This is a genomic window from Trichodesmium erythraeum IMS101 (assembly GCF_000014265.1).
GTDB classification, from domain to species: domain Bacteria; phylum Cyanobacteriota; class Cyanobacteriia; order Cyanobacteriales; family Microcoleaceae; genus Trichodesmium; species Trichodesmium erythraeum.
In genome coordinates this window covers 2,674,573-2,697,621 of record NC_008312.1, presented here as the reverse complement: position 1 = coordinate 2,697,621, position 23,049 = coordinate 2,674,573, and the positions used below count along the sequence as shown (strand labels likewise).

The window sequence follows — 23,049 nt, the reverse complement described above, 5'->3', positions numbered from 1 at the left end:
ATTTGTGTAAAACCTACCTACCACCTAAAACCTGCCATCTAAAACCTGCCGCCCAAAACCTGCCATCTAAAACCTGCCATCTAAAACCTGCCATCTAAAACCTGCCGCCCAAAACCTGCCATCTAAAACCTGCCGCCTAAAACCTGCCGCCTAAAACCTGCCTCCTAAAACCCGCCTCCTAAAACCTACCGTTTAAAACCTGCCACCTAAAACCTGCCGCCTAAAACCTGCCGTTTAAAACCTGCCATCTAAAACCTACCGCCTAAGACCTAACAACTCCTGATAAAATTCAATATGATCAGTACAAAATTGTTTACTATAAGTTAATGTTAAAAGTAGCAACAGTAACTGTAATTCAGGAAATTAATTCAGCCAATGAAAAAATTCCAGTATTAGCATTATTACCATCTGAAAATGAAAAGCAGTTATTTTCTAGCCCTGATTTTTCAGAATATTGCTTTCATTGTTTAGAATATTCATCACTAAAAACAATACCACCATCACTCAAAGGTCCAGTCAACTTAGTGGCCTTTTGCCAAGACGCGATCGCTTATGCCCAAAGCCATCATATTACAGTTGTTTACTACAGCTTTGATATTAGCAACTTAATAGCCGCTGTAGTTTGTCAAAACCTCAATCTTTTTGGTCCTTCCCTGGAAAGTGTATTACAGTGTTTTCATAAATTTTATGGTCGTGAAATTGACTCATACCCCCCCGGCTACAGTTTTGTGCAACTGGAAAATGAAAAAAAGGTTTCCATTGATCAACCCACTCTCAACACCCTAACTTTTCCAGTATTTATAAAACCAGTTTGTTCTAGTTACGGAATGTTTTGTGCTCCGGTTGATACCCCTGAGCAATTAGAACAGGTATGTACAGAACTAGCGACAGCTTATCAACCTTATTGGCAAATGTATTCAACTTTCTTCCAAGAATTTGTTGATGCTACAAAATACCCCTTAGCTGTAACTTCTCAAGTTCCACTTTTAGTTGAAGAACTAATTTCTGGTGAACCCTTAACCTGTGATGGCTTCGTTTATAAAGGAGAGATTAATTTTCTGGGTTTAGTAGATACTGTAGAAGCGCCAAATGGATCCGTAGACTGTTATATTTTTCCCTCTCAAGTCAGTGAACTCCAAAAAAAAGCTATTTATGAGCGAGTCACTAATTTTATTCAAAATAGCGGTTTAGATAACAGCTTTTTCAGCGCTGAATTTTGGCTTCAAGGGCAAACGCCTCCCATCTTAATTGAAATGAATGCGCGTATGAGTGCAACATTCAGCTTTCTATATAAACAAAGTATTAACTTCAACTTACCATTAGCTGCCCTAAAATTAGCTCAGGGAATTTGCCCCCAAATTCCTAAACAGCCATTACAACAACAAATACCCACAAGTATTCGCCTATATCTTTCAACTCGTAAAAGTGGCCTCGCCTCAACACTACTTGATTTTAGTCTGGCTCAACAAACCCTAGGCAGCTCACAGCTCATTACCTTTAACTGCAAACCAGAAGAGCAAATCAAAAATAGCTCCTATCATTCAACTCCACTAGCAGAGCTCAACCTTTTTGGGACCAGCCAGTTTCCCCTAAAATTTTATGGAGAGCACCTACGGAATGCACTACTACTAGAACGACGCTCACCAGCCTATCAAATTACCGTAGTACCAGACCTTCTTCTCCAGGGAGGTGAAGGACTCTGCTATGACTCCAGAAATAATCAACTACTTTGTCTAGACTATGGCAATTTTCAGCTCATTCAACTGTGCTTGACAACCCGCAATATACAAAGGTTTTCATTACCTGCAGCATTTTATGGCATTGCAGTATCTGCAACAGGAACCGTATTATTATCTGGGGAGTTAGGGTTGATGGAGTTTAACCTCAACACCCAAGAGCTAGTGCCCATTGTTCAAGAATATCAAGGTCAAAAATTAGTTTGTAATGATGTAATTATTGACAAAACCGGATGCATATGGTTTAATACAATAAATGAAGACACCACAGGAATTGGAAAAGAAGGAGCACTGCTATGCTGTAATTCCCAGGGGCAAGTTCAAGAAGTTTTTAAAGGGTTTGGTTATGCTAATAGCATGGGAACGTCACCAGATGGGCGATCGCTTTATGTTGTAGACAGTCTCGAACGGGTGATCCATGTCTTCACCCTCAAATCATCTAAAATGGAAGCAACCCTAAAAGATGTTCAGTACCATCACAAATTTATTGTTGCTAATGAAAATGAAGGAGTACTTGATGGACTAGCTGTAGATAGATCTGGTTATCTTTGGCTCACATTTTGGTTTGGTGGTAAAATCATCTGTGTTCACCCGCGATCAGAAGCAAGGCTGAGAGAGGTGACTTTACCTGTAATGAACATTACTAGTGTGAGCGTTGTTGATTCTGAATGTAATCCCAATGCTAAAGCAGCCAACAAATTGTTTGCCTGCTCATCTGTAGTTTCTTGGCTCGGAGGAAAGAGCCTTTCACCCTGGTATGCAAGTGAATTGAAAGAGTCAAAACAAGGATACCTTTTTGAAATTGATTTATAAAAGTTTCTAACTTCAAGTTCAAAATTCTTAATTTGTACGAGACTTGAATTAAGACCCGTTATCCATCCCCCTGGTTTCATGAATACCCTAAAAAAGAAGAGGTTATAGAAAACTCTCAGAAGTTGAGAGCTGAAATTAGGAAACTGTCATGATTTTTTGAGCAGCTCACCCCCTGAAGGTACAAATAAAAACCAACAAGAATTTTTGGTAAGTCACCCTCAGGTATTTGGAGACTTTAAACGAATTTACAGGCCAGCCCAACCCATCTAAAAGAGGGTTGGGTGCAACAGCCCGTAAGACCTCAACCCCCCATCAGAGCCAAGGCTCAGTAAGTTTTTTCCTGCCTAACAACCCAAATAAAAAAGCTATATAATAAAAATTTATACAGGAATTACCCTAATTTATATTTCAAATCTAAACTATGGATCTTAAACGAGTAATTATTGCTCATAAGGCTAGAGATGATATAAGCCGTCGTTATGCAGAACAATCTGCGAGAGAGTTGGAAAAGAGAGGATGTCGAGTCTTAATGGGCCCAAGTGGGCCACAAGATAATCCTTATCCAGTTTTTCTCGCTTCTAGCAATAATAAAATTGATTTGGCAGTAGTCTTAGGAGGAGATGGTACAATATTAGCTGCAGCTAGAAGTTTAGCACCGGATGGAATTCCTATCTTAGCAGTTAATGTAGGAGGACATTTAGGCTTTTTAACCCATAATTTTGAAGATTTTCAGGATACAGAAAAAGTATGGGATAGGTTATTTGAAGACCGCTATGCATTACAACTAAGAATGATGTTGCAGTCAGCAGTATTTGATGGCGATCGCTATAACCTCAAACCAGTCAGCGATAACTTTTTAGCCTTAAATGAGTTTTGCGTTAAACCTGCTTCTGCTGACAGAATGCCTACTTCTATTTTAGAACTAGAAATTGATGGTGAGATAGTAGACCAATATCAAGGGGATGGATTAATTGTTGCAAGTCCCACAGGCTCCACTTGTTATACTGCCTCTGCTAATGGACCAATTATGCACTCTGGCATGGCTTCCATTTCCATAACACCAATTTGCCCTCTAAGTCTTTCGAGCCGCCCTATTGTACTTCCTCCTGGTTGTGTAGTTAGTATTTGGCCTTTACATGATCACGATCTAAGTACTAAACTCTGGGCAGATGGAGTTCTATGTACTTCTATATGGCCAGGAAAAAGAGTAAATGTGCGTATGGCAAATTGTCAAGCTAAGTTTATTATTCTGCGGGAAAATTATTCATTTTTTCAGACTCTCAGAGAAAAACTACTATGGGCTGGTGCTAGAATTAAGTATCAAAACTACCATCGGAATAGTGAGAGCTGATCATCAACTCAAAAATTTACAAAATAGGTATTTTATGAAAATATAATATCGCGATCGCTATGCTATCAAAATAACTGAAGCTACCAAAATAATTCCTCCCAGATAGTTGACTGAATACTTGTCATACCTTGTAATGATTATCCTTGGGAGACCCTTGCGTAACTCTTGATCATGTTTGATTTTGGCCCAAAAATTTTCTATAAGATGATATACTTTATTACTTTATATAGTATCTAATTTCCTATATAGAAAACTGTCAAAATAGAAAGGCTAGTAGACTATTTGTCTTTACCTATTACAGAAAAAAGCCGTATTAAATATATACAAAGATTTTTAACAACTTGACAACCTCTCCAGTTGTTAGGCAGAGAAAAATAAGCAAACCGTAGCCTTCATTTAAGCTGGCATCTCATAGCTGCTGTACCTACCCCCCTTATTGGGGGTCGGTTAGGTTAGCCTTCAGTTCTAAATATTTAATCTCCAACTTAACGGGAGAAAACTTCACTAACTTCCCCCACTAACAAACGAGTACCATTAGCAAAATCCCAACCAGAAACCACCTTTTTCCCAGCCAACTGTACCTGCCACAACAACAACCAACCACTACCAGTTTGCACCACAGGTCCTAAACCCTTAATTACTTTGACAACCTCCCCAATATTTCCCACAACCTCAGACTCAGAAGACCAAACCTTCTCCAACTTCTGTAATTCCGGAGGTAACTCTGACCAATATTCAGTCCCCACAGGAATAGTCGCCATTACCTTCAAAGACTGACCCCGAAAACTGGTAAAGCAATTAGGAAAAAATCCTCTGATTTGGTTGTGAATATCCAAAGCACTCCTCGACCAATCAATTTCATAATCAGAATTTTGAATCAGTGGAGCATAAGTTGCCAGAGAATTATCTTGAGGAATAGGTTCAATTTCCTTGTCCTCCAACCTTAACAAAGTTTCCAGCAATAAATCTGCTCCATCCTTTGCCAAAATTTCCGCTATAGATACAGCATTATCTAACAAACCAATAGGAATTATACTCTTCAAGAGCATTGGACCAGTATCCATTCCCACATCCATTAACATCGTAGTATTACCTGTTTCCGCCTCCCCATGATAAATAGACCACTGAATAGGAGCAGCACCACGATATTTTGGCAAAATTGAACCATGAACATTCACACAACCCAACTTTGGCATCTCCAAAATTTCTGTAGACAATATTTGTCCATAAGCAACTACAACAAATACATCTGCTTGTGCCTCTCTCAATAAATTGAGAGTTTCAGGATTTTTTTTAACTCGTCGTGGTTGCCAGACAGGGATATTATGGGCAACTGCCACTGACTTAACAGGAGATGGAATCAGTTTATTGCCTCGCCCACGCCGTTTATCAGGTTGAGTTACAACTGCTGTAACTTCTATTTTTGGGTTATCTAACAATTTTTTCAAAGTAGGAACAGCAAATAGAGGTGTACCAAAAAATATTATTTTCATCATAAAAACTCGTATTTGTAAATTGGAAACTAGCCAGTTGTAATAGCTAGATGGAAACGACCTGAACGCTTTTAACCGATAGCCCAGTTAACTTTCTTGATTGTTCTCACTGATACTGACATATTGTAGTGCGAAAACTGATTATATATCTTATGCAAAAAAAACAAGATTAGAAATTTATCTAGTTAAGAATTTAATTCTTTGAAACAATTGTGTAGATTCTCAAAAAATATGTACAAAGAAAACTTAATTTAAAAATAGCCTTAAACGAGCTCATGTATAAATTTCCTAACTCAATAGATATATTAATCTAAATTAAATCTAATATTTATCTACTTAATCAAACTAAATGGTAAGCCACTTACTAATAACATAATAGGTACTATTAGAGCAGATTTTTCTTCAGAAACATTGGCAATTTTTTGACAACCGCTATACATAATTAAAATTGTATAACAAAGAGCAAATATACATAAAATCAAACTAATTATCCAATTATTTAAAACTCCACTAATCAACACCAGTAAACCTAGAGGCAATAGTGACGTACCTGCAACAAACAAATCTCCTGTTAAACTACCATTAGTTTTAAATATCAGTCTAGCAAAACCACTTGTAACCGTTAGATTTACAAAAGGAATAATACCAATAATTATTAACAATAAAAATCCTGTATGATTATCTCCACCCAATCGTCCTAAAATTAAGCTAATTCCTATTACAAAGCAAACCTCAAATATTATCCCTAATAAAATTGCCACATTCAGCGCTCTTTTCAGTTCTAATTCCACAAAAGCTGGTAATAAACCACCTATGGGATTAGGTATAAAAGTCTTGACTGTAATCCAACTATCTTGAAAAGTTTTCTGGAATATTTCTAGTATTTTTGCCACAGAAAAATTCTCTAAACTTCTCATAGCTTTCAGGGATATTTGAGAATTAATTTTATCCCCTTGTTCTGCAAAAAGTTGAGCAGCCTTTCCGAAATCCAATCTTGCCAGACGATGTTCTTGTAATTTTAAATAAACCAAACCACGCTGATAATAAACATGAGCAAAATTGGGATTTATTTCTAATGCTTTAGTATAGTCTTCCATACCAGCTTGAATAGATTTTAATTTCATCCGGCATAAGCCCCTGTAATAGTAAACTTCTACTAAGTATGGGTCTAAAAATAATGCCTTAGTATAATCAATATCTGCATTCCGATAATCTTGCAATTTATAACTAGCAAATGCTCTATTGTACAAAACTTCTAACCAGTCAGGATTAATTTCCAGTGCTTTTGTATAATCTAATATTGCACCTTGATAATTTCCTCGCTGACTTTTAGACACTCCACGCTTATATAATTCCTGTGCTTCCTCTACATTTTTGTCATATTTAGACCGCTTTAATGGATCAGAAAGAATTTCATATACTGAATTAATTTCTTTAAATTTTTCTGCTGCATTTATATCCCCTGAATTGACATCAGGGTGATACTGACGTGCTAAACTATGATAGGCTTTTTTTATCTGTTCGGCTGAAGCATCTTTTGATACCCTTAGAACTTCATAATAGTTATACTCTTTTTCCATAGGCAATAGGGAATAGAAAAAATACTATATTTCATTGTTAATGTGCTACGATTTACCGAATTAATATTTTTTACCTGTTCCCTATTATTCTTTATCTCTCCATTCTCTTAAGTGATAGATTACCAAACCAAAGCTATCATCTGTTAAATGTTCATAAGTAATATGGAGCTAAGCGGACTCGAACCGCTGGCCCCCTCAATGCCATTGAGGTGCTCTACCAACTGAGCTATAACCCCTAACTAAAACATTTATTAGTATACCTGGTTTTTATTCTTTTGTCAATAAATTAATCAAAAATATTCTACCACATTCCCATCATCTGTAGCAGTTACTATTATTATAGAATATTCTTAAGTCTTTCAAATTGAGTCGCTGCTACAAACTTAAGTTCTATCCCTCGTCACGACAATGGTTTCAGTCTCTCAACTTTTAACTTCAGCCATAGTATGTTATGTGGCCAAATTTTGGTAAGCACATATATTGTCTAATGAGATAAGGATAGGAACGGAAACAGGGAAGCTCCAATAAATGAGTTAGTCACCAGGTTTGGTCCAGTAAGAATTGTCCCCTGATTTTTTTGCCTAGGGATGCCAAAAATCAGAGCCATGTATGAGATTGAGCTACCGAACTTTTAGTACTTTGATGAGCTTAAAGTATTGGCTAAAGGATAATTTTTCTTAATGCTTTGAGAATTAATCAGCTAGACCTATTTAGGAACATTACACAGTAATGAAAACTAATAACTAATAATTTAAATAACCAGCTTAATAGTAATTTGCCTAATGGTACTTTGATATTTTTCACAGAGAAAATACCATGTCATCCCATCAAGAGGTAAGGTGGGTTACGCAGCTTCTGGCCATAAATAGCTCAAAGATAGATAGAGTTAATTAAATCTCAACAATCACTTAATCAAAGTTTAATAGAGTCTAATGAAACATTTTTATAAATATTTTGGCACTATCGTACGATTAAAAATATGTGTAGGAATGTTGAGACATTTGAGTTAGGTGAGTTATACAAGTACCCATAAGAAAATAAACCACCATCATTGCTACAGCAGATATAGCGACTAAGATACTTGCAAGCATTAGAGAACACTCTTTATGATAGAATGACTCTTGCATTAAATGCAGAGACCAAGCAACTAAAGCAACATCAAGTATAAGAATTGTGACCAGCATAAGTTACAGTTTGTAACAATTCTCTTATTCTAACAATATTTATTAAAAATGCTTCTAAATATCAAGAAATATTAAGATCTTGAATATACAGTTACAAGTCAACTCAAATCAACTTTGTCTTACAGGGACTTCATGGCCCGCCAGATAATCCTTAATTTCTGCTATACTTAGTTGACCATAATGTAGTAAAGAAGCCAGCAATGCTGCTTCTGCTTTACCTTCAGTTAAAGCCTGAAAGATATGTTGGCAGTTACCTGCCCCCCCAGAGGCAATTACTGGAATCTGAACACTTTCTGCTATAGTTCTTGTAAGCTCTAGGTCATAGCCTGCTTGGGTTCCATCAGCATCCATACTTGTGAGGAGGACTTCTCCTGCTCCTCTTTTTTCTACTTCTATTGCCCAAGCGATCGCATCCTTGCCAGTATTTTCGCGGCCACCTCGCACATAGACATCCCATCCTAGGTTGTCTGGTTCACAACGACGACAAGCATCAATAGCTACTACAATACATTGATTTCCAAAACGGTCACTGGCCTGATTAATTAGGTTAGGGTTACGTACTGCTGCTGAATTTATACTAACTTTGTCTGCACCTGCTCTTAACAAATTTTTAATGTTTTCTAAGGATTGAATACCACCTCCTACTGTCAAAGGAATAAAAACTTGCTCTGCAGTTCGATAAACCACATCTATGATTGTATCTCGGTCTTCGTGAGTGGCCGTAATATCTAGAAATACTAACTCATCAGCACCAGCGTGATTATATACTTGGGCTAGTTCCACAGGGTCTCCAGCATCTTGAAGATTCACGAAGTTAACTCCTTTGACCACTCGACCTGCATTAACATCAAGACAAGGTAAAATTCTTTTGGCCAACATATAAATCAATTACTTTAGAATTCAGAGTATATTATTACCGATTTTAGAGTAGAGGTTAATGGATCAAGTTAATTCTAATTGGTTTTTATGGGAGATTATTGGGGGAGCAAAAATTATCCTGTGTTTTAGATAAGCCGGAATTTTATCTATTTCAGTTGCTAGGAACTGGATCAGATTAAGATTTAATTGGTAAATATTGCTTCTCCCGATTTTTTATACATTCAATCTCCTGAGTTAGAGGCTTAATATTAATCTACTTTATCAATGAGGTTTGATAAGATACCTCAATTACACCAAGATTTTAACTTTTAACTTTTGAATCCATGACTTTTCAATTTGAGCTTTTGACTGTTAATGCTACTATATGAACGAGATTTCATAAAAAACCTCAGTTGCACTGGGATTTTAACTCTTGACTTTAAAAATTCGACTTTTGACTTGTATAATATAGCTATCCTCAAACACTAATTTCAGATAAACTGTGGATTAATTAATACCAACAGGAGAACATCGTAAATAAAAATGAAAATAGGTCAAAAAGTAAAAGTGTGTCGAATTAGACAACCAATACCTGAAAAAATGATTAACCGAATCAAAGAAAATCCCATTGGTACAATCACAGAATTCAAAATGGTAGATGGTAGTGGAGTCGGTTTCTGGGTAAAATTTGAAGAAAAAATGGGAACTTGGTTTTTTGAAGATGAAATAGAACCAACTTCCTAACAAATACTAAAAGTGGAGCATTGGGTATAAGAGTCAAGAAAAAAAGTATTACTTTTAGTTCTGCTTGACCTTTAGTTTACTCTTACCTAATACTCAATCTCTAATTATTTTTTAGCAAAGTCCAAAATAAGATAATATTTAATATGGCACTCACCTTACTACTTCAACAACTTACGACAATTTTCCCATAGTCATTGGTTATTAATTCACAAACCTTGATTAGCTTAAGTTTGAGTCTGTTCTTGAGGAGTTAGGTGAACCAGATTTTTCGGAAACAGAGCCATAGCTAAAGACGGAAGCCTTGCCAGAGAGAGATGAGTTTTCGGGGTTGAAATGCCTACTCTCGAAGAACTTCGGTGTAGGTAGTCAAGCCCCGTGTAATTGTAAGATAATTTAAGGAAGACTTACGCACCAACTGCTATATCTAGTCAGGTTTAATAGTTGTTAACCCCTACAGATAGGATATGATCTAGGAGTTGACATAATTCCTGTTAAAAATAGCATCAGAAGTTGTTTTTGCTACAGATAAATTACCTTAATTAGCTAATGTGCTAAACTAGAGGAAATATAGATATACTGGGTATGTTCAGCCTCAAGTTTGTTGCCTTGTGTGTGAGCAAAAATTTCTGGAAATATTATTACTCGTACTCATGGGTGTTTTAGCTTTATTCATTGCTAATTGTTACCATCAGTAGGTACATTAGTCTGGTGGCTTCTTATCGAATATAATTCTCTCTAATACTAATTCCCAAAGGTTTACTATATTTAGCTTTTAACTAATTTTTTCCAAGTAACGAGTTGCAGGTCAATGACTATACTCAATGGATGAGTAATATTCGCCATTTCTGGAATTACTTTCCACTCAAACGCTGATAAACTGTTACTAACCCATCTACATCTCCAACATTCCCTGGAAATAATACCACAGGTAATTCAGGAAACTGAGGATGATAATCTGGAGTCCGCACTATTGAACAACCTTCTAAAACCTGACCTAATAACCTGGCAGTAGTTAAAGCTAAACCTTTACTCAAGGTATCATTAGAAGTAATTCCACCTTTACTAATTAAAAATCCAATATCCTCTGGCAGACCCCGAACAATATCCATTAATAATTCCGACACTGCTACACCAAACTCTAAACGCACCTGCACATTTTCAAAAGTCAACTCTTTGCGACTTGTATAAACAACTGTTGTTTTCCCTTCTGTATTAACAGCAGAAACTTTTTCGAGAATGTTTTTTAGTAAAGTGGCTCTTTGCTCTTGAAAGTCTTCAACTAAATGAGATACATCTACTTCTACACCTACTACTTCAGATTCTTGTAATAACCTTTCCAACTGTTGAGTAGACTTCTTCACGTGAGAACCAACAATAATTACACCTGGTTTCCCACCTCTGACATATTGTCTCATTTCCTCGGCAGCTACAGGTTGAGAACTCAAAGCAGTGAGGGAAGTTAAAATACTGGCAGCACTGCGCAACAAAAACTTTTTACCTTGACTTGCTGCTGCCAATAAATCATTGGCAAATCTATCTAAGTCTGCTTGAGTTTCTCCATCTACAACGCCACATTGGTTGCCAGTCAGTTTCATTAAACGTTCTAAACTGCCAGAACGAATGTCATTAAGTGTAAATTTTTCTACAATTTCTGCTTTGATCTGAGCTTGAGTTTTTTCCTCCACATAATCAGGCAAATAACTACTTGTGTAGCCAAATACAGAGTCTTTGGCAAATTCTGTTTCGTGAACTGGGGTTTCTACACCATTGACTATTAAATAGTGGGTACTGTTACGGGTAATTCTTCCACATTCAAAAAATGCTGGAATTAGGAAATGAGCATCAAACTGACCTAGTTCTGCTGCAATAGTATCTGTTTCTATTGGGTAGTGACCCCGTAGAGTAGAGTCGGAACGACTGACAACTAAAAAATCTTGAATGTTTGATTGAGCGATCGCTTCTGTCAGATTTTGTGTGATTTCTCGTGTTACAGTTGCTGCTTGTTCGGGAGTCAGAGCGCGAGTATTTGAGAGGATAAAAAATATGGGAGATTCGTCAAGTAATCCTAATTTGAGGGTTTCTATATCCCACTTGGTTAGGAGTAGGCAGCTATGAACAGTTTGGGAACCTGTGGGATCGTCATCTATAACAATAATTTTTGGTTTTTTAGTAGTCATGTTTTTGGATAAATAGGAAATAGTAAATTTTTGGGATATTCTTATCTTCTGGTGAGTTAGTAAAACTGTCAACTGTTTGCGTAATTATTGATTGGATTAAATCTGCTTTTTATGGAAGTATTATATAATCAACTGGGTTTGTTGGAGCTAAATGTTAGTATTATGAAGTTGTGCGGAGCGCTAAATGAATGTTTTTTTATTTCTTTAAAAGGGGAGGTTTTAGATGTGATTTTTTGGTAATACCTATAATTATTAAAGTTTAAAGTTGAAGTTGTAAGTATTAAACATACCAAAGAAGTTCAATATGATGGGCATGATAAGTTAATTAATGTTGATTTTTTTAAGTTGAGCGATCGCTAACTATATTTATCGTTTATAGTTAAAAATATCCTTCCAGAAAAAGATGTTAATGATAGAAAGTTGGATAATTAAGAAAAAGAATAAGATGTTGATTATGGAAAATTGGAGAATTAAGAAAAAGAATAAGATATTGATTATGGAAAATTGGATGGTTAATAAAAACTATATAAATATTATAAATTAGAAGGTTTATTAGAGACTATTACTAATGTTATTGGCGACTTTTTTGAGAAATTAAATAAGGGTGTTAATCAACTAGTTTATAGAAAGAAATCTGTAGCTGAAGATGAGTTTAATTTAGGTATTCAATGTTTTTATTCAAATCCTAATACTTCTGAATGACTTTTAAATTGCTGTTGGGGCAAGAAGCAAAGTTATTTGTCTATCAAGTTCCTCAACTAAACTTTAGTATGGGATTCAAAAAATTTTTCCCTTTATATTCTCCTAGGGTGGGACCTTTGGGTATTGATTTTGGCTGGAGTTTAAGGGCAAGAGTTAATTCTTTGGGGTTGAGTTATGATGCTTATGGGCTGAATAAATACTTGAAGAGCGATCGCCGACTGACTTTGAGCCAGCGATGCATAAAGTTAACAATTATGCAAGAGAAAACAATGTTAAAGTTTATATTACTTGCTCGTTTTGTGATGAGAGTGTAAAGCTAACAGGAACTATTGTTACCCCTGGGAAAAAGTCAAATTATTTTGTCGCTCATACAAGAAATATGAATGTAATTTACCATAGTAATGGTGATTATTACCCAGACAAGCTTTCGGACTGAAATGGCTTTTGTAATTTAAAGTTTATCTGTGGTTGACCGACATTATAGGTTAAGGCATAACTATTTGCTAATATCCAAAACCATAAACCAGGATAACGAGGTTCTAACCAAGGTTGAATCCAACGGGCAAAGTTAGGCAACCATCCTAATAACCAACTTACCAAACTAAACAAAGTAAAATTTATATAACTTATTGTCCAAAGTAATATTTCCTGAAAATTAATAAAATCTAGAATCCATAATAAAAGATAAGAATTTTTTCTGGCTGCTTTAAGGGCTAATTTTGTAAACATCCACCAATTAGCTCGGTCTTTAATAAAAGTATCTGCTACTTCCGGGGGCGAGTCTGCTAATAACCCAAAAAAAGTATTCAAAATAGAATTAATTCTTTGGGGGGGTAAATATTTACCTGTGGGCACCATCATACCTTTAGAAAATAACCAAGTAATAGCAATATTGCTTTGATAAGCACGAATTTTATTTAAGTGATTAGCACTAAGTAAATCGTGTTTTAAAGCAGTATCTAAAAGCTCGGTTAAACGAGGTAAATTTCTGACCAAAGACCCAAAACCAGTAAATACTAAAGGAGACTGAAGAGAAGCAGCATCACCAATACAAACTAAACGGTCAAAAGCAATTTGACGATCGCTGGCTTTAATACTAAAATGCCCAGGAATATAACCAAAAGTTGGCTTTTTCCATACTAATTTCTCCATGTCACAGCGTCGATATTCTGGTAAAATAGTGAAAAAATCTTCGTACATTTCTAACAGAGAACCAGGATTTTCAGGATGAACTTGATGATAATGAAATAGATAAATTGTTAATTCATTTCCAGCACCGGGAAACAACTCCCAAATCAATTGTCGACCACGAGAAATATCCCCATGACTATTTAGAACATCTCCATAATTTGAATCCCAAACACCTGCTTCAAATCCACCATCAATTATTGCTCCGACTGTCGGACAAACACTATCAAAAGCACGTTTACCATTTAATTGCCAGGCGATAGGAGAAGCAGTACCCATGGCATCTACTAATAAACGCCCACAGAAAATTTCTTCAGTTTTGCTAGATAAATTTTGAGTGTGAATTATAACTTTTTCTGGTTCAATTTCAGCTTTAATAAATTCTGTTTCATCGACGATTTTTCCTCCAGCTTCTTGTAGTTTTATTCCGCATATATTCAGTAATTTTTCTGAATCTAATGCCACATTTAAAACAGTGGGAGTATGGAGAATTGCTGCCTTACAAAAATCAGGGTTATTAGCATCAAAAAATTTATTAAATCCATCTTTATATTCTCTGGCAATTAAATTTTCTATTTCTGCGTTAGTAAATAAACCTAAGTCAATTAAACTCTGAAGTTCTGAGCGAGAAATATTCCATTCTCGATTCATTTTACCGAAAGGTAACCGTTCTAATAATAATACTTTATATCCTAGTCTTGCCATGACTGCTGCATGAATAGTTCCCAGAGCACCACCAACATAAATTAAGTCATATTCAATTGAATTATTATTTGTTCCAGACTCTTTTTTCCAAAGTACTTGTTTTGGTTTTTGAGGATTTTTAACTCCTTCACGCCAACGTTTTTCCCACCAATATAAACGGTTGAGGTCATATTCTCCTCTAGGCATTTTTTGAAAGTATTTGACTGTGAGGGGATAATCTGATGCTAAAGCTGTAAAAATTGACTGATTTGATAGATCGACTGTGGGAGGTTCTGGATAATTTAAAGGAAATTCTTTTCGCAAATTGGTAGTTAAGTTTGAGGTAAATTTTTTTTGTATTGGAGAGATATTTCCTTGGGCAAATACTTTTAAATAGGTAGTTCTTTGTAATGACCAGACAAATACAGAAATTTCCTGAGTTGGAGCTTCTGGAAATTTGATAATAAAGCCATCTGGAGTTATATTTTTTTCGCCGAAACCAGCTTCAAATTTAGATTGTAGCCATTGACAAACGGTTTTTGTATCTGGTGTTGGTACTTCTAGGTAGAGGATTTGTTTCATCTGTTTTTTTCGAGTCACTTAAATTTATAAGTTTAAATTGATAAATATCAAAAGTATTATTTTAACAGTTTATGGTAAAATTTTATAAGTTATAGCTTAGTTTAAGCTATTGCTTTTCAGAAATAAATTTACATTTATCTTATGTAACAATTTACCTATTGGTTGTGACAATTGATATAATATTCAGATGGTTTAGCAAAAGCTATGCCAGATTATTTGCTAGACAAAGGCAATACTTTTATTGGTAATAATATTTGGATGTTATAGATAAATAATTATACCCGATCTTTAAGCAGTAAATGAAGCAATAACTACGATAAATCATGTATTTATAAAGACTGTTGAATCACACAGTTTTGTGGGTGAAAATCCTGGTCTAATAAATTTGGAAAGAATTGATAAATATCCCATTAAATCGTTATAAAAAATGAAATTTTGGAATTAGAAATAATTAAGATAATAACTTATTATTTACAGGAAAATTGTGGTTGTGATATTAATACTTTGTGAGCAGCTGCTTGAGTTTTATTTGAGAATTATCTGTTTTATATTTAATTTTGACTATACTAGCAAAATTTAGAATAAAGGTGAAAATATGTTGTCTATTGATCCTTCTGTTACTAAAGAAGATTTTATTAACTCTGGCTCGCAAGATCTAGTTAATACTAGGTACATCAGAGGTTTATAATGAAAAAATAATTCAGAATAAAGATGATTTAAACAAGACTCTTGACCTCCCTAAAATAAAAGACATTTTTGATGAAGATACGCTTTTTGACTTGAAAGGTTTACTTGTTGATATTTCTGGCTCTAATTTGAGAAACCTTATGGCTCATGGCTTACTTGATGATGAAGATTTTTCAAGTCTTCTGATGTCTTACCTGTGGTGGGTAACGTTGAGACTATGTTATTTACCTTTGTTCATCTATCAATAGCAAGTCGATCTATCCGATCCTTGGGAGACATAAGCAGCTATTTTCAAAGATAATTTCTTAGTTGATGAGTTTGTAGAAAATATAGCTGCTTACCGACGTGAAGTAGATAAACAAGTTTTTGCTCAAGACACTGCTGCGGAGGAAGGTCAGTTACACTGAGCAAATGTATTCTCGATGGCGATAATGTGACTTTGTTGCAGAATAAGCATCCTAAAATTCACAAACGAGTAAGAGTTGTGGGAATTACCAATATATTTTTTACATTTGTTACATTGGAGGAGCAATAGAAATTACGCCGAGACCATATATATAGCGCATAAAACTATAACGTTATAGTTTTTGAACTCTATATATAGTACCTTTGTGTTACGTCTTCAATAATGCTGAAAAAACACCCACAGACATTGGTTGCCCCTTCGTAGACCTCTTAGGACTAGACTGCTTAACTCAAACGGGTCTCCCATCTATAACTGGAAAAGCTTCCAGGAAGCCAAACTGTTGCCCAGTATAGATGGGATGACCCGAACAGTCAAAAGCAGGCTAGTGATGCATGTGTGGACTTAACACAAGGACGGCGATCCACCGCCCAAATTGCAAGGCTGTTCGCCAATTATTAGACTATGGGTGTTGTTATTATTATAACAAGCTTTTCATAATTTTGATTAGAAAATATGGTTTTAAAGATAGGAATTATTCTGTTTGACAGAAGTTAAGCCTCGTTATTTTCCCAGGGCTGTCTCATTCTCTTAAAGGTAAAGATGGCGATATAGCAAGACCATTTCATTCTCAAAGAAAGCGATCGCTTTTTTTGACTGAAGTATTTTTGAATGTAATTAAGCCAAATTGAGACGATCTAGGTTTATTACTTTAGTCCATGCAGCAATAAAATCCTCAAAAAACTTCTCTTGTGAATCTGAGCTACTATAAACTTCAGCTAGTGCTCAAAGCTCTGAGTTTGAACCAAAGATTAAATCAATACGAGTACCTGTCCACTTTACTTCACCAGTAGCACGGTCAACCCCGTCAAAGACTTCTTGATCGGAGGAATATGACGACCATTTACACTACCACACTTATCAGAACCACGGAAGGTTGAAGCAGAAGCACAAGCCGTAGCAACTAATTCATAAACAAATAATCCCGAAGCAAGGATTTTTCCTTTTTAGTGCAGTGGTATCCTGATGATCAATTAAGTCATGGGTAACTGTAGGAATAAGACCTTGCTAAATAAACTCTTCTTTAGGTGCTTCTGGGCCAAGATAACGAGCAATAGGGCCTATATCACGATGTGTCAATTTGAACAAAGCACGAACAAATACATCTGCAAATTCATCTGGGTTCTCATAGAAGTGTTGTGAAATAGTTCTATAAATAGGATCAAAAGGATCAAAAGGCAAAGCAAGGTTTGTAGTAAGCATAAATGGAGGATGACTTTTTGAGAAATCCTGTATCAGGGACAGTAACTGCGCCAGCTCCTCCTTTAGGAATTGAATTCACTGATGGGCGCCGGCAGGGTTTTTTGTTAGTTCTCACTCATAGCCAAATAAATTTTTAAAGAAGTTGTTGCTCCATTGTGTTGGTGTATTAGTCCAAGCCTCTTCTAGAAGACTAGTAATAGTAGCAACACCATGACCACTAACAAAGGTATTTTTCCAACCCATGCTTTGTTATTCAATCTTTGCCCCTTCAGGCTCTCGGTCAATATATTGCTCTGGATCAGGAGCACCGTGAGGTTTTCCAAAAGTATGTCCCCCTGCAATTAGGGCAACCGTTTCCTCATCATTCATTGACATGCGGCCAAAGGTTTCACGAATATTTTGAGCTGCAGCTAATGGATCAGTATTTCTATTTGGTTCTTCTGGATCCACATAAAGTAATCCCATCTGAACAGCTCCCAAAGAATTCTCTAAATCTCGATCTCCTGAATATCGTTTATCCCCAAGCTATTCTGATTAACTACCCCAATTAATATCTTCTTCTTTTTCCGAAACATCTTCACGTCCACCAGCAAATCCAAACGTCTTAAGTTTCATTGATTCGAGAACACAGTTTCCTGCAAGAATGATTAAATCTGCCTAAAAAATTTTCCGACCATATTTTTGTTTGACTGGCCAAGTTAATACACGGGCTTTGTGAAGATTAGTATTATCAGCCTAGCTGTTCAATGGGGAAAACCCTACATACTAGAGCTTCCAGCACCACAGTCATCAGCAATACGATAAGTACCTGTACTATGCTATGCTGACCATAATTAGTAGGCCAACAATCTTGAGACTTAATTATTAAGTCAAAAATGTCTTGCTTTATAACATTGAGATCAGGGCTTTTAAATTCTTCAATGTAATTAAAGCTTTTACCCATCAGGTTTGACAGTGAATAATTTTGGCGTACGATATTCAGTTTCAATTTATTAGGTCACCAATTATGGTTTGATGTTCCATCTCCAGCTCCACGCTTGATCACTACACTTGAAAATGGACATTTATTTTTACTGTTTTCTATGATTATTTAATCAAATAAATTTACAATAAACTTTACAAATAACCACAAAATAAAAGCAGTAATGGATTTTAGTGTAAATTAACCTGTACTGTCAACCTCCTTAAAGCTTCTGCCTACTGAGTTTTGAACTGTGTAAGTTCTGACAGAGTTGCTCAATAAGTCTGAATTATTAAAGATATCAAACTGTTTTGAATTCATCAGGAATTACGCAACGGCAATAATTGTAGTTGCAATGTCTTGAGCAAGACGAATTTATTCAGGATATATAGCGGTATTGCATAAGTCTTATTCATAAATTAGGCGATCGCCTAATGTAAGGCCACATAAGTAGACTGTTGACTTCTATTAAACCGTATAACTTCTGCTATCGACTCTGACGAGCTTGCTGCATCCGCAAGGCCAAAATATGCTCGCAAGGCCCCTGATACAATTTATTTTGCTGATACCAATTACAATTACACTTTGCCTCAATTATCCGCTCATCGCGATCAATATCTAAAGAAGAATAAAAAGTTATTCCCTTATCTCTGACGTTTCCTTTAATACTTAAAACCCCATTAATATCATTGACAGAATTTACCTTAACTAAATTTTCTTGCAAAAATCTAGTAGCACTTTCTTCCCTAGCATTTGCAAACCTTAACCTCTCCATTGGTAGAGGTTCCCGACTTAATTCTCTAACCCGATAAACCTGTTTATTTAAATCATAAATTACTCGTCCAGCTTGAGTATAAGCACCCAAAGCACCCAATACAGAAGTACGACTTAAATTAAGTCTTTTTGCTAAACTATTAGCAGTTTCAAACCAGTTTTCTCGCAACCCATTAAATATTATTTTCTGAGTCCATTCATCCACATCAGCACGGGGTGCCATTAAGTCAAAATTACCAGCTTGTGCCCAATCATTTGCCGTCCATCCTGATAATCCTAAAGTAAAAGACATATCTCCTAAATCTGCTACATAAAATGAGGGCATTCCTGTGCCTAATAAATGAACAGTAAATTTTTTAGCAATAGGAATTAAACGTTCTAAAATATGTAGTCTTCTTCGCCCCCAAGTTCGGATTTGTTGAGGGGAATTTCCAGTGTAAATAGAACGGTGACAAATTATTTCCAGATTCCATGGTTCAAATACTATTTCTATTGGTTCTCCTGGTTCTAAAAAGTAGCGAATACTGCGGGGCCCATGTTTTTCTTTGTTGCGACGCAAGACCAAACACATATTATAAATATCCATTGGGTGCAAGTCGAATTTTGTCCCTGGTAATGACATAGCTGAACTGACTTGTAAAAATCCTCTTAACCAGTTATCGGGGAGGTCTATTTTTACTTCTTTAAAAGTTTCTTCTTTGGTGGTTTTAAGTTCAAAACCGGAGGGGTCTACTTGGAGTTGAGTTGTTTTATAACTACGAATTTTTTGAAATTCTTGATAGAGGGCTGAAGAATAGTCAATATTGGTAGTTCCGCAGGCAAAATCATTAATATTTTTGAATAGTTCATAACTGGCTCCAAGTCTTCCATAAGTTGATTCGTCAATACTGAAACATTCAAAGAAAATTTCATCAGGATGAACAGTTATTACTGGGTCTAAAACAAACCAAGCATCATAATCAATTTTATAAAGATATTGAAAGAATTTTTGTTGAGCTTGGTTAAATGGTTTTAAACGTTGTTCTCGGTTTTTGTATAGTTGGTTTAATTCTGTACTAATTTCTACTATTTTTCGAGCTACTTCTTGATGTTTAGCTGCAATATTTTTCCAGTCTATTTCATCTTTTTGTTTGCCACGCCATTCTTGATAAGCTGCTTTGTCTTTTGGTTTGTATCGGAGGTCGGAAACTACTACGTCATGTAAGGCACTTATTGCTTCACGAAATGCGACATTTTTTCCCAGTTCACCAACAAAATAGGTAGGTTCTCGTTTGGTATCTGGAGAGAATGACATCTGAGTATTTTTGCCATTGTCAGTAATATATGTATTGCCTTTATAAGAGTAATTAAATTCCATAATTTTTTTTCATTTATTGAATAATTTTCACAGTTTTTTTTCTTAGATGTAACCTAAGCATTTAGCTTTACCTCTTAAATAATTTTCTACAATTACTGTAGAATTAAAGTTTTATTTTTTTTAAATCTGACTTTTAAATTTTAACTTTTTGGTCTTGGAGGATAAGGGGGTGGGTTGACTTTTGAACGCCATAAAATAGTATAAGGTGAGGAAATTTTTGGTTGTGAATATTAATTAAATCTATCTAGTCTATTAGGATGTATAAATGAAGTTTCGAGACATTTCCAAAAATTTTCTTATAAGAGTTTTTTGTTTAAAGAAGTCTGCTTCAAATTTTATGAAAATTGCTATAAATCTACACCTTAAAAATTAGATTGCGATCGCTAACCCCCGACAATCATTTGATGAAACTATAAGCTCCTATACTGTATCTTTAGTTTTTCCTGTAAATGATATGAAAAACAGACCTCTCTAAACATCAAAAACACGATTAATTCTTATCCAGAAATTATTAATTAATTTTTCCTATTGCCCCGATACCTATTTCCTATTTTATGAAAATTTACTAATAAGTTGTTCCTTCTTCCTTCTTATTTCTTACTTCTTCCTTTTTTAAAATAGCTTCCCTAAAACCTAACACTACTAAAATATTAGATAAAGTTAAAAATACTTCAGCACCGCCATGTAACCAATCAATATTTGCTAAAGCTTCACCATAAACTTGTTGAGCATAAATTCCAGCCGGAATAGTAACACCCACAAATACTAAAGTGCCATAAAATCCAAATAAAGCTAAACGAGGTGCTTTACCAGAACGAGTTAAAAACCAAAGAAAACCTAAATATGGAAATAAAGAAAGAGCAAATAAAATATCTTTAGAAATCATACTTTTAGAAGCCTTAAAAATTACAATATAGAGTATAATAATGAGTGTTGAGATTGTAATATTTTACCGTAAAAATTTGCTCTCCCAGCCCAATTTTAATGGGATTGGGAAAACAAACTATTACAATTTTTTTTCACAAATAATTTACGATTTTTATATACTATAAATTTTTTAACTTCCACTATCTATCTCTTGTTTTTTACTCTCAGAAAATATCCACCAAGCGGCAGCTAATAGGGTAAAATTTCCCAATAAAGTCATTGATGCTTGGAGGGTAACCAACCATTCTAAATTAGGGTCATTATCAAAATAATGCCAAGTACAAGCACACATAGCACTAACTAATGCAGGTAACATAGCAAATGATAGACCATACCAAGCATAATTGTGGGTAACTTTACCATAAATCGAAATAAACCAGATGGCAGCTACCCATTCGATAACGCTAGAAATATGAATAATCCAAGTAGGTATTGATAAAGCGTGCATATTTAAAAAATCTGAATTTTCAAGTATTAATTTCTCCTTTTTTATCAGGTTAAATCAAAATAGGAAATAATTCAAACAAATGCGAGCAATTTTATGTGGTTACTATGGAAAAGGAAATGGTGGAGATGAGGCATTGTTAGCATCTTTATTGCAGATGTTGCCCGATAATATTGAACCATTAGTTTTATCTGGCAACCCCTCCGAAACCAAACAACGCTACCAAGTAGAAGCGAGCGATCGCCTCAATGCATTTACCATCCTCCAAGCTATGAGAACTTCAGATATATTTATTTGGGGTGGTGGAAGTCTTATTCAAGATGCTACCAGTATTGCTAGTCCTTTTTATTATGCCGGATTAATGGGAATTGCTCAAAAAATGGGCTTAAAAACTATTGCCTGGGCACAAGGAATTGGGCCTTTAAATCATTTAAGTACTCAATTTTTGGCAAAACAATGTTTAAAGCATTGCAATATTGTTAGCGTCAGGGATGCAACTTCAGCAGGAATAATTGCTAAATGGAACATTCCTTTTACTTTAGCCCCTGACCCGGTTTGGGCTTTAGAAACTTCCCCGGTCCCTGGTCTTTGGAGTTTACCTGCACCAAGAGTAGCGGTGAGCTTGAGACTCCATCCTCAACTTACTCCCCTACGTTTAGCAACTTTAACTAAAGCAATCATATCTTTTCAAAAGGCAACTCAAGCCTTTATTTTGTTATTACCTTTTCAACCTATAAAAGATTTTAAAATTGCCGAATTTATTCATCAAAAATTACCTAATCATAGTAAAATTTTAACTTTAGAAAATCCTCAAGTTTTAAAGGGAGTTTTTAGAGGAGTGGAAATGGTAATAGGGATGCGTTTCCACAGTTTAATTATGGGCGCATCAGAAGAATGTCGCTGTTTTGCTATTAGTTATGATCCGAAAGTTAGCCAGTTAATGACTGATTTGGAAATGCCGGGATGGGAGTTATCAGAATTACCAGAAGATCCGAATTTAATTAGTAAAACTTGGATTGAGAATTATGTAAATGGGGATGTTTTATTATCAGATAGAATAGCTTTTTTTCGGGAGCGATCGCTCATTCATAAAGAGGTATTACATTCTGTTTTATTTGATTCATAAGTTATTTCAGTCAT

General features: G+C 35.3%; 18 protein-coding genes and 1 tRNA gene. 6 read left to right on the top strand and 13 right to left on the bottom strand.

The annotated features are described in order from the left end of the window. Positions 1-326 precede the first annotated feature (326 nt). The gene (locus TERY_RS08285) at positions 327-2,549 is read left to right on the top strand and encodes an SMP-30/gluconolactonase/LRE family protein (RefSeq protein WP_011611406.1); all 2,223 of its coding nucleotides are present in this window, start codon (positions 327-329) and stop codon (positions 2,547-2,549) included. 421 nt (positions 2,550-2,970) lie between these two features. Continuing rightward, positions 2,971-3,900: an NAD(+) kinase gene (locus tag TERY_RS08280; protein ID WP_011611405.1), complete on the top strand. Its 930-nt coding sequence runs from the start codon at positions 2,971-2,973 to the stop codon at positions 3,898-3,900. Positions 3,901-4,385: 485 nt separating this feature from the next. Here TERY_RS08280 and fmt read toward each other — a convergent pair whose 3' ends face one another. From fmt to hisF, 5 genes are all read right to left on the bottom strand, one after another. Then, positions 4,386-5,393 carry a methionyl-tRNA formyltransferase gene (gene fmt, locus TERY_RS08275; protein WP_044136590.1) on the bottom strand — a complete coding sequence of 336 codons (1,008 nt, stop codon included), beginning with the start codon at positions 5,391-5,393 and terminating at the stop codon, positions 4,386-4,388. Positions 5,394-5,725: 332 nt separating this feature from the next. Continuing rightward, positions 5,726-6,973 (bottom strand): DnaJ domain-containing protein, encoded by a 1,248-nt coding sequence (locus tag TERY_RS08270; RefSeq protein WP_011611403.1) that lies wholly within the window; start codon positions 6,971-6,973, stop codon positions 5,726-5,728. Positions 6,974-7,136: 163 nt separating this feature from the next. Continuing rightward, positions 7,137-7,209 (bottom strand) — tRNA-Ala (locus TERY_RS08265). 735 nt (positions 7,210-7,944) lie between these two features. Further along, the gene (locus tag TERY_RS08260) at positions 7,945-8,157 is read right to left on the bottom strand and encodes a hypothetical protein (protein ID WP_011611402.1); all 213 of its coding nucleotides are present in this window, start codon (positions 8,155-8,157) and stop codon (positions 7,945-7,947) included. A 108-nt stretch (positions 8,158-8,265) separates the two neighbouring features. Continuing rightward, positions 8,266-9,036: an imidazole glycerol phosphate synthase subunit HisF gene (gene hisF, locus TERY_RS08255; protein ID WP_011611401.1), complete on the bottom strand. Its 771-nt coding sequence runs from the start codon at positions 9,034-9,036 to the stop codon at positions 8,266-8,268. 522 nt (positions 9,037-9,558) lie between these two features. Between hisF and TERY_RS08250 the strand changes: the two genes are divergently transcribed. Next, positions 9,559-9,759 carry a cytochrome b6f subunit PetP gene (locus TERY_RS08250; protein WP_011611400.1) on the top strand — a complete coding sequence of 67 codons (201 nt, stop codon included), beginning with the start codon at positions 9,559-9,561 and terminating at the stop codon, positions 9,757-9,759. 851 nt (positions 9,760-10,610) lie between these two features. Here the strand turns inward: TERY_RS08250 and TERY_RS08245 are convergent. Continuing rightward, complete coding sequence (locus TERY_RS08245) at positions 10,611-11,936, bottom strand: four-carbon acid sugar kinase family protein (RefSeq protein WP_011611399.1); 1,326 nt, start codon at positions 11,934-11,936, stop codon at positions 10,611-10,613. A gap of 698 nt (positions 11,937-12,634) precedes the next feature. On the opposite strand from TERY_RS08245, the gene TERY_RS08240 reads away from it, so the two are divergent. Continuing rightward, positions 12,635-12,952, top strand: a complete 318-nt coding sequence (locus tag TERY_RS08240; RefSeq protein WP_011611398.1) for a hypothetical protein — start codon at positions 12,635-12,637, stop codon at positions 12,950-12,952. Between the two features lie 97 nt (positions 12,953-13,049). Here the strand turns inward: TERY_RS08240 and TERY_RS08235 are convergent, their stop codons facing one another. After that, a complete protein-coding gene (locus tag TERY_RS08235; RefSeq protein ID WP_011611397.1) occupies positions 13,050-15,092 on the bottom strand; it encodes a hypothetical protein in 2,043 nt (680 codons plus the stop codon). A gap of 662 nt (positions 15,093-15,754) precedes the next feature. On the opposite strand from TERY_RS08235, the gene TERY_RS27625 reads away from it, so the two are divergent. Further along, positions 15,755-16,027 carry a DUF4209 domain-containing protein gene (locus tag TERY_RS27625; protein WP_081432421.1) on the top strand — a complete coding sequence of 91 codons (273 nt, stop codon included), beginning with the start codon at positions 15,755-15,757 and terminating at the stop codon, positions 16,025-16,027. A 1,223-nt stretch (positions 16,028-17,250) separates the two neighbouring features. Here the strand turns inward: TERY_RS27625 and TERY_RS36570 are convergent. From TERY_RS36570 to TERY_RS08215, 6 genes are all read right to left on the bottom strand, one after another. Next, entirely contained in the window at positions 17,251-17,445 is a 195-nt protein-coding gene (locus TERY_RS36570; protein ID WP_011611396.1) for a catalase/peroxidase HPI, read from the bottom strand. A gap of 111 nt (positions 17,446-17,556) precedes the next feature. Continuing rightward, positions 17,557-17,688, bottom strand: a complete 132-nt coding sequence (locus TERY_RS36565; RefSeq protein WP_011611395.1) for a catalase/peroxidase HPI — start codon at positions 17,686-17,688, stop codon at positions 17,557-17,559. Between the two features lie 6 nt (positions 17,689-17,694). After that, positions 17,695-17,925 carry a peroxidase family protein gene (locus TERY_RS36560; protein WP_011611394.1) on the bottom strand — a complete coding sequence of 77 codons (231 nt, stop codon included), beginning with the start codon at positions 17,923-17,925 and terminating at the stop codon, positions 17,695-17,697. Positions 17,926-18,893: 968 nt separating this feature from the next. Then, on the bottom strand, positions 18,894-20,537 hold the full coding sequence (locus TERY_RS08225) for an SWIM zinc finger family protein (RefSeq protein ID WP_011611393.1): 1,644 nt from the start codon (positions 20,535-20,537) through the stop codon (positions 18,894-18,896). 565 nt (positions 20,538-21,102) lie between these two features. Then, positions 21,103-21,423, bottom strand: coding sequence for a DUF3593 domain-containing protein (locus TERY_RS08220; protein ID WP_011611392.1), 321 nt, complete (start codon positions 21,421-21,423; stop codon positions 21,103-21,105). A 171-nt stretch (positions 21,424-21,594) separates the two neighbouring features. Next, positions 21,595-21,912, bottom strand: a complete 318-nt coding sequence (locus TERY_RS08215; protein ID WP_011611391.1) for a DUF2499 domain-containing protein — start codon at positions 21,910-21,912, stop codon at positions 21,595-21,597. Between the two features lie 79 nt (positions 21,913-21,991). Here TERY_RS08215 and csaB point away from each other — a divergent pair, with 79 nt between their 5' ends. Next, entirely contained in the window at positions 21,992-23,035 is a 1,044-nt protein-coding gene (gene csaB / locus TERY_RS08210; RefSeq protein WP_011611390.1) for a polysaccharide pyruvyl transferase CsaB, read from the top strand. Positions 23,036-23,049: the final 14 nt, after the last annotated feature.

What these genes read in the sequence shown, in the direction of transcription:
- TERY_RS08270 (WP_011611403.1), bottom strand. Translation starts at nt 6,973, where the DNA reads ATGGAAAAAGAGTATAACTATTATGAAGTTCTAAGGGTATCAAAAGAT.
- TERY_RS08215 (WP_011611391.1), bottom strand. Translation starts at nt 21,912, where the DNA reads ATGCACGCTTTATCAATACCTACTTGGATTATTCATATTTCTAGCGTT.
- TERY_RS08280 (WP_011611405.1), top strand. Translation starts at nt 2,971, where the DNA reads ATGGATCTTAAACGAGTAATTATTGCTCATAAGGCTAGAGATGATATA.
- fmt (WP_044136590.1), bottom strand. Translation starts at nt 5,393, where the DNA reads ATGAAAATAATATTTTTTGGTACACCTCTATTTGCTGTTCCTACTTTG.
- hisF (WP_011611401.1), bottom strand. Translation starts at nt 9,036, where the DNA reads ATGTTGGCCAAAAGAATTTTACCTTGTCTTGATGTTAATGCAGGTCGA.
- csaB (WP_011611390.1), top strand. Translation starts at nt 21,992, where the DNA reads ATGCGAGCAATTTTATGTGGTTACTATGGAAAAGGAAATGGTGGAGAT.
- TERY_RS08240 (WP_011611398.1), top strand. Translation starts at nt 12,635, where the DNA reads ATGACTTTTAAATTGCTGTTGGGGCAAGAAGCAAAGTTATTTGTCTAT.
- TERY_RS08235 (WP_011611397.1), bottom strand. Translation starts at nt 15,092, where the DNA reads ATGAAACAAATCCTCTACCTAGAAGTACCAACACCAGATACAAAAACC.
- TERY_RS08220 (WP_011611392.1), bottom strand. Translation starts at nt 21,423, where the DNA reads ATGATTTCTAAAGATATTTTATTTGCTCTTTCTTTATTTCCATATTTA.
- TERY_RS08225 (WP_011611393.1), bottom strand. Translation starts at nt 20,537, where the DNA reads ATGGAATTTAATTACTCTTATAAAGGCAATACATATATTACTGACAAT.
- TERY_RS08245 (WP_011611399.1), bottom strand. Translation starts at nt 11,936, where the DNA reads ATGACTACTAAAAAACCAAAAATTATTGTTATAGATGACGATCCCACA.
- TERY_RS08285 (WP_011611406.1), top strand. Translation starts at nt 327, where the DNA reads ATGTTAAAAGTAGCAACAGTAACTGTAATTCAGGAAATTAATTCAGCC.
- TERY_RS08260 (WP_011611402.1), bottom strand. Translation starts at nt 8,157, where the DNA reads ATGCTGGTCACAATTCTTATACTTGATGTTGCTTTAGTTGCTTGGTCT.
- TERY_RS08250 (WP_011611400.1), top strand. Translation starts at nt 9,559, where the DNA reads ATGAAAATAGGTCAAAAAGTAAAAGTGTGTCGAATTAGACAACCAATA.
- TERY_RS36570 (WP_011611396.1), bottom strand. Translation starts at nt 17,445, where the DNA reads ATGCTTACTACAAACCTTGCTTTGCCTTTTGATCCTTTTGATCCTATT.
- TERY_RS36565 (WP_011611395.1), bottom strand. Translation starts at nt 17,688, where the DNA reads ATGGGTTGGAAAAATACCTTTGTTAGTGGTCATGGTGTTGCTACTATT.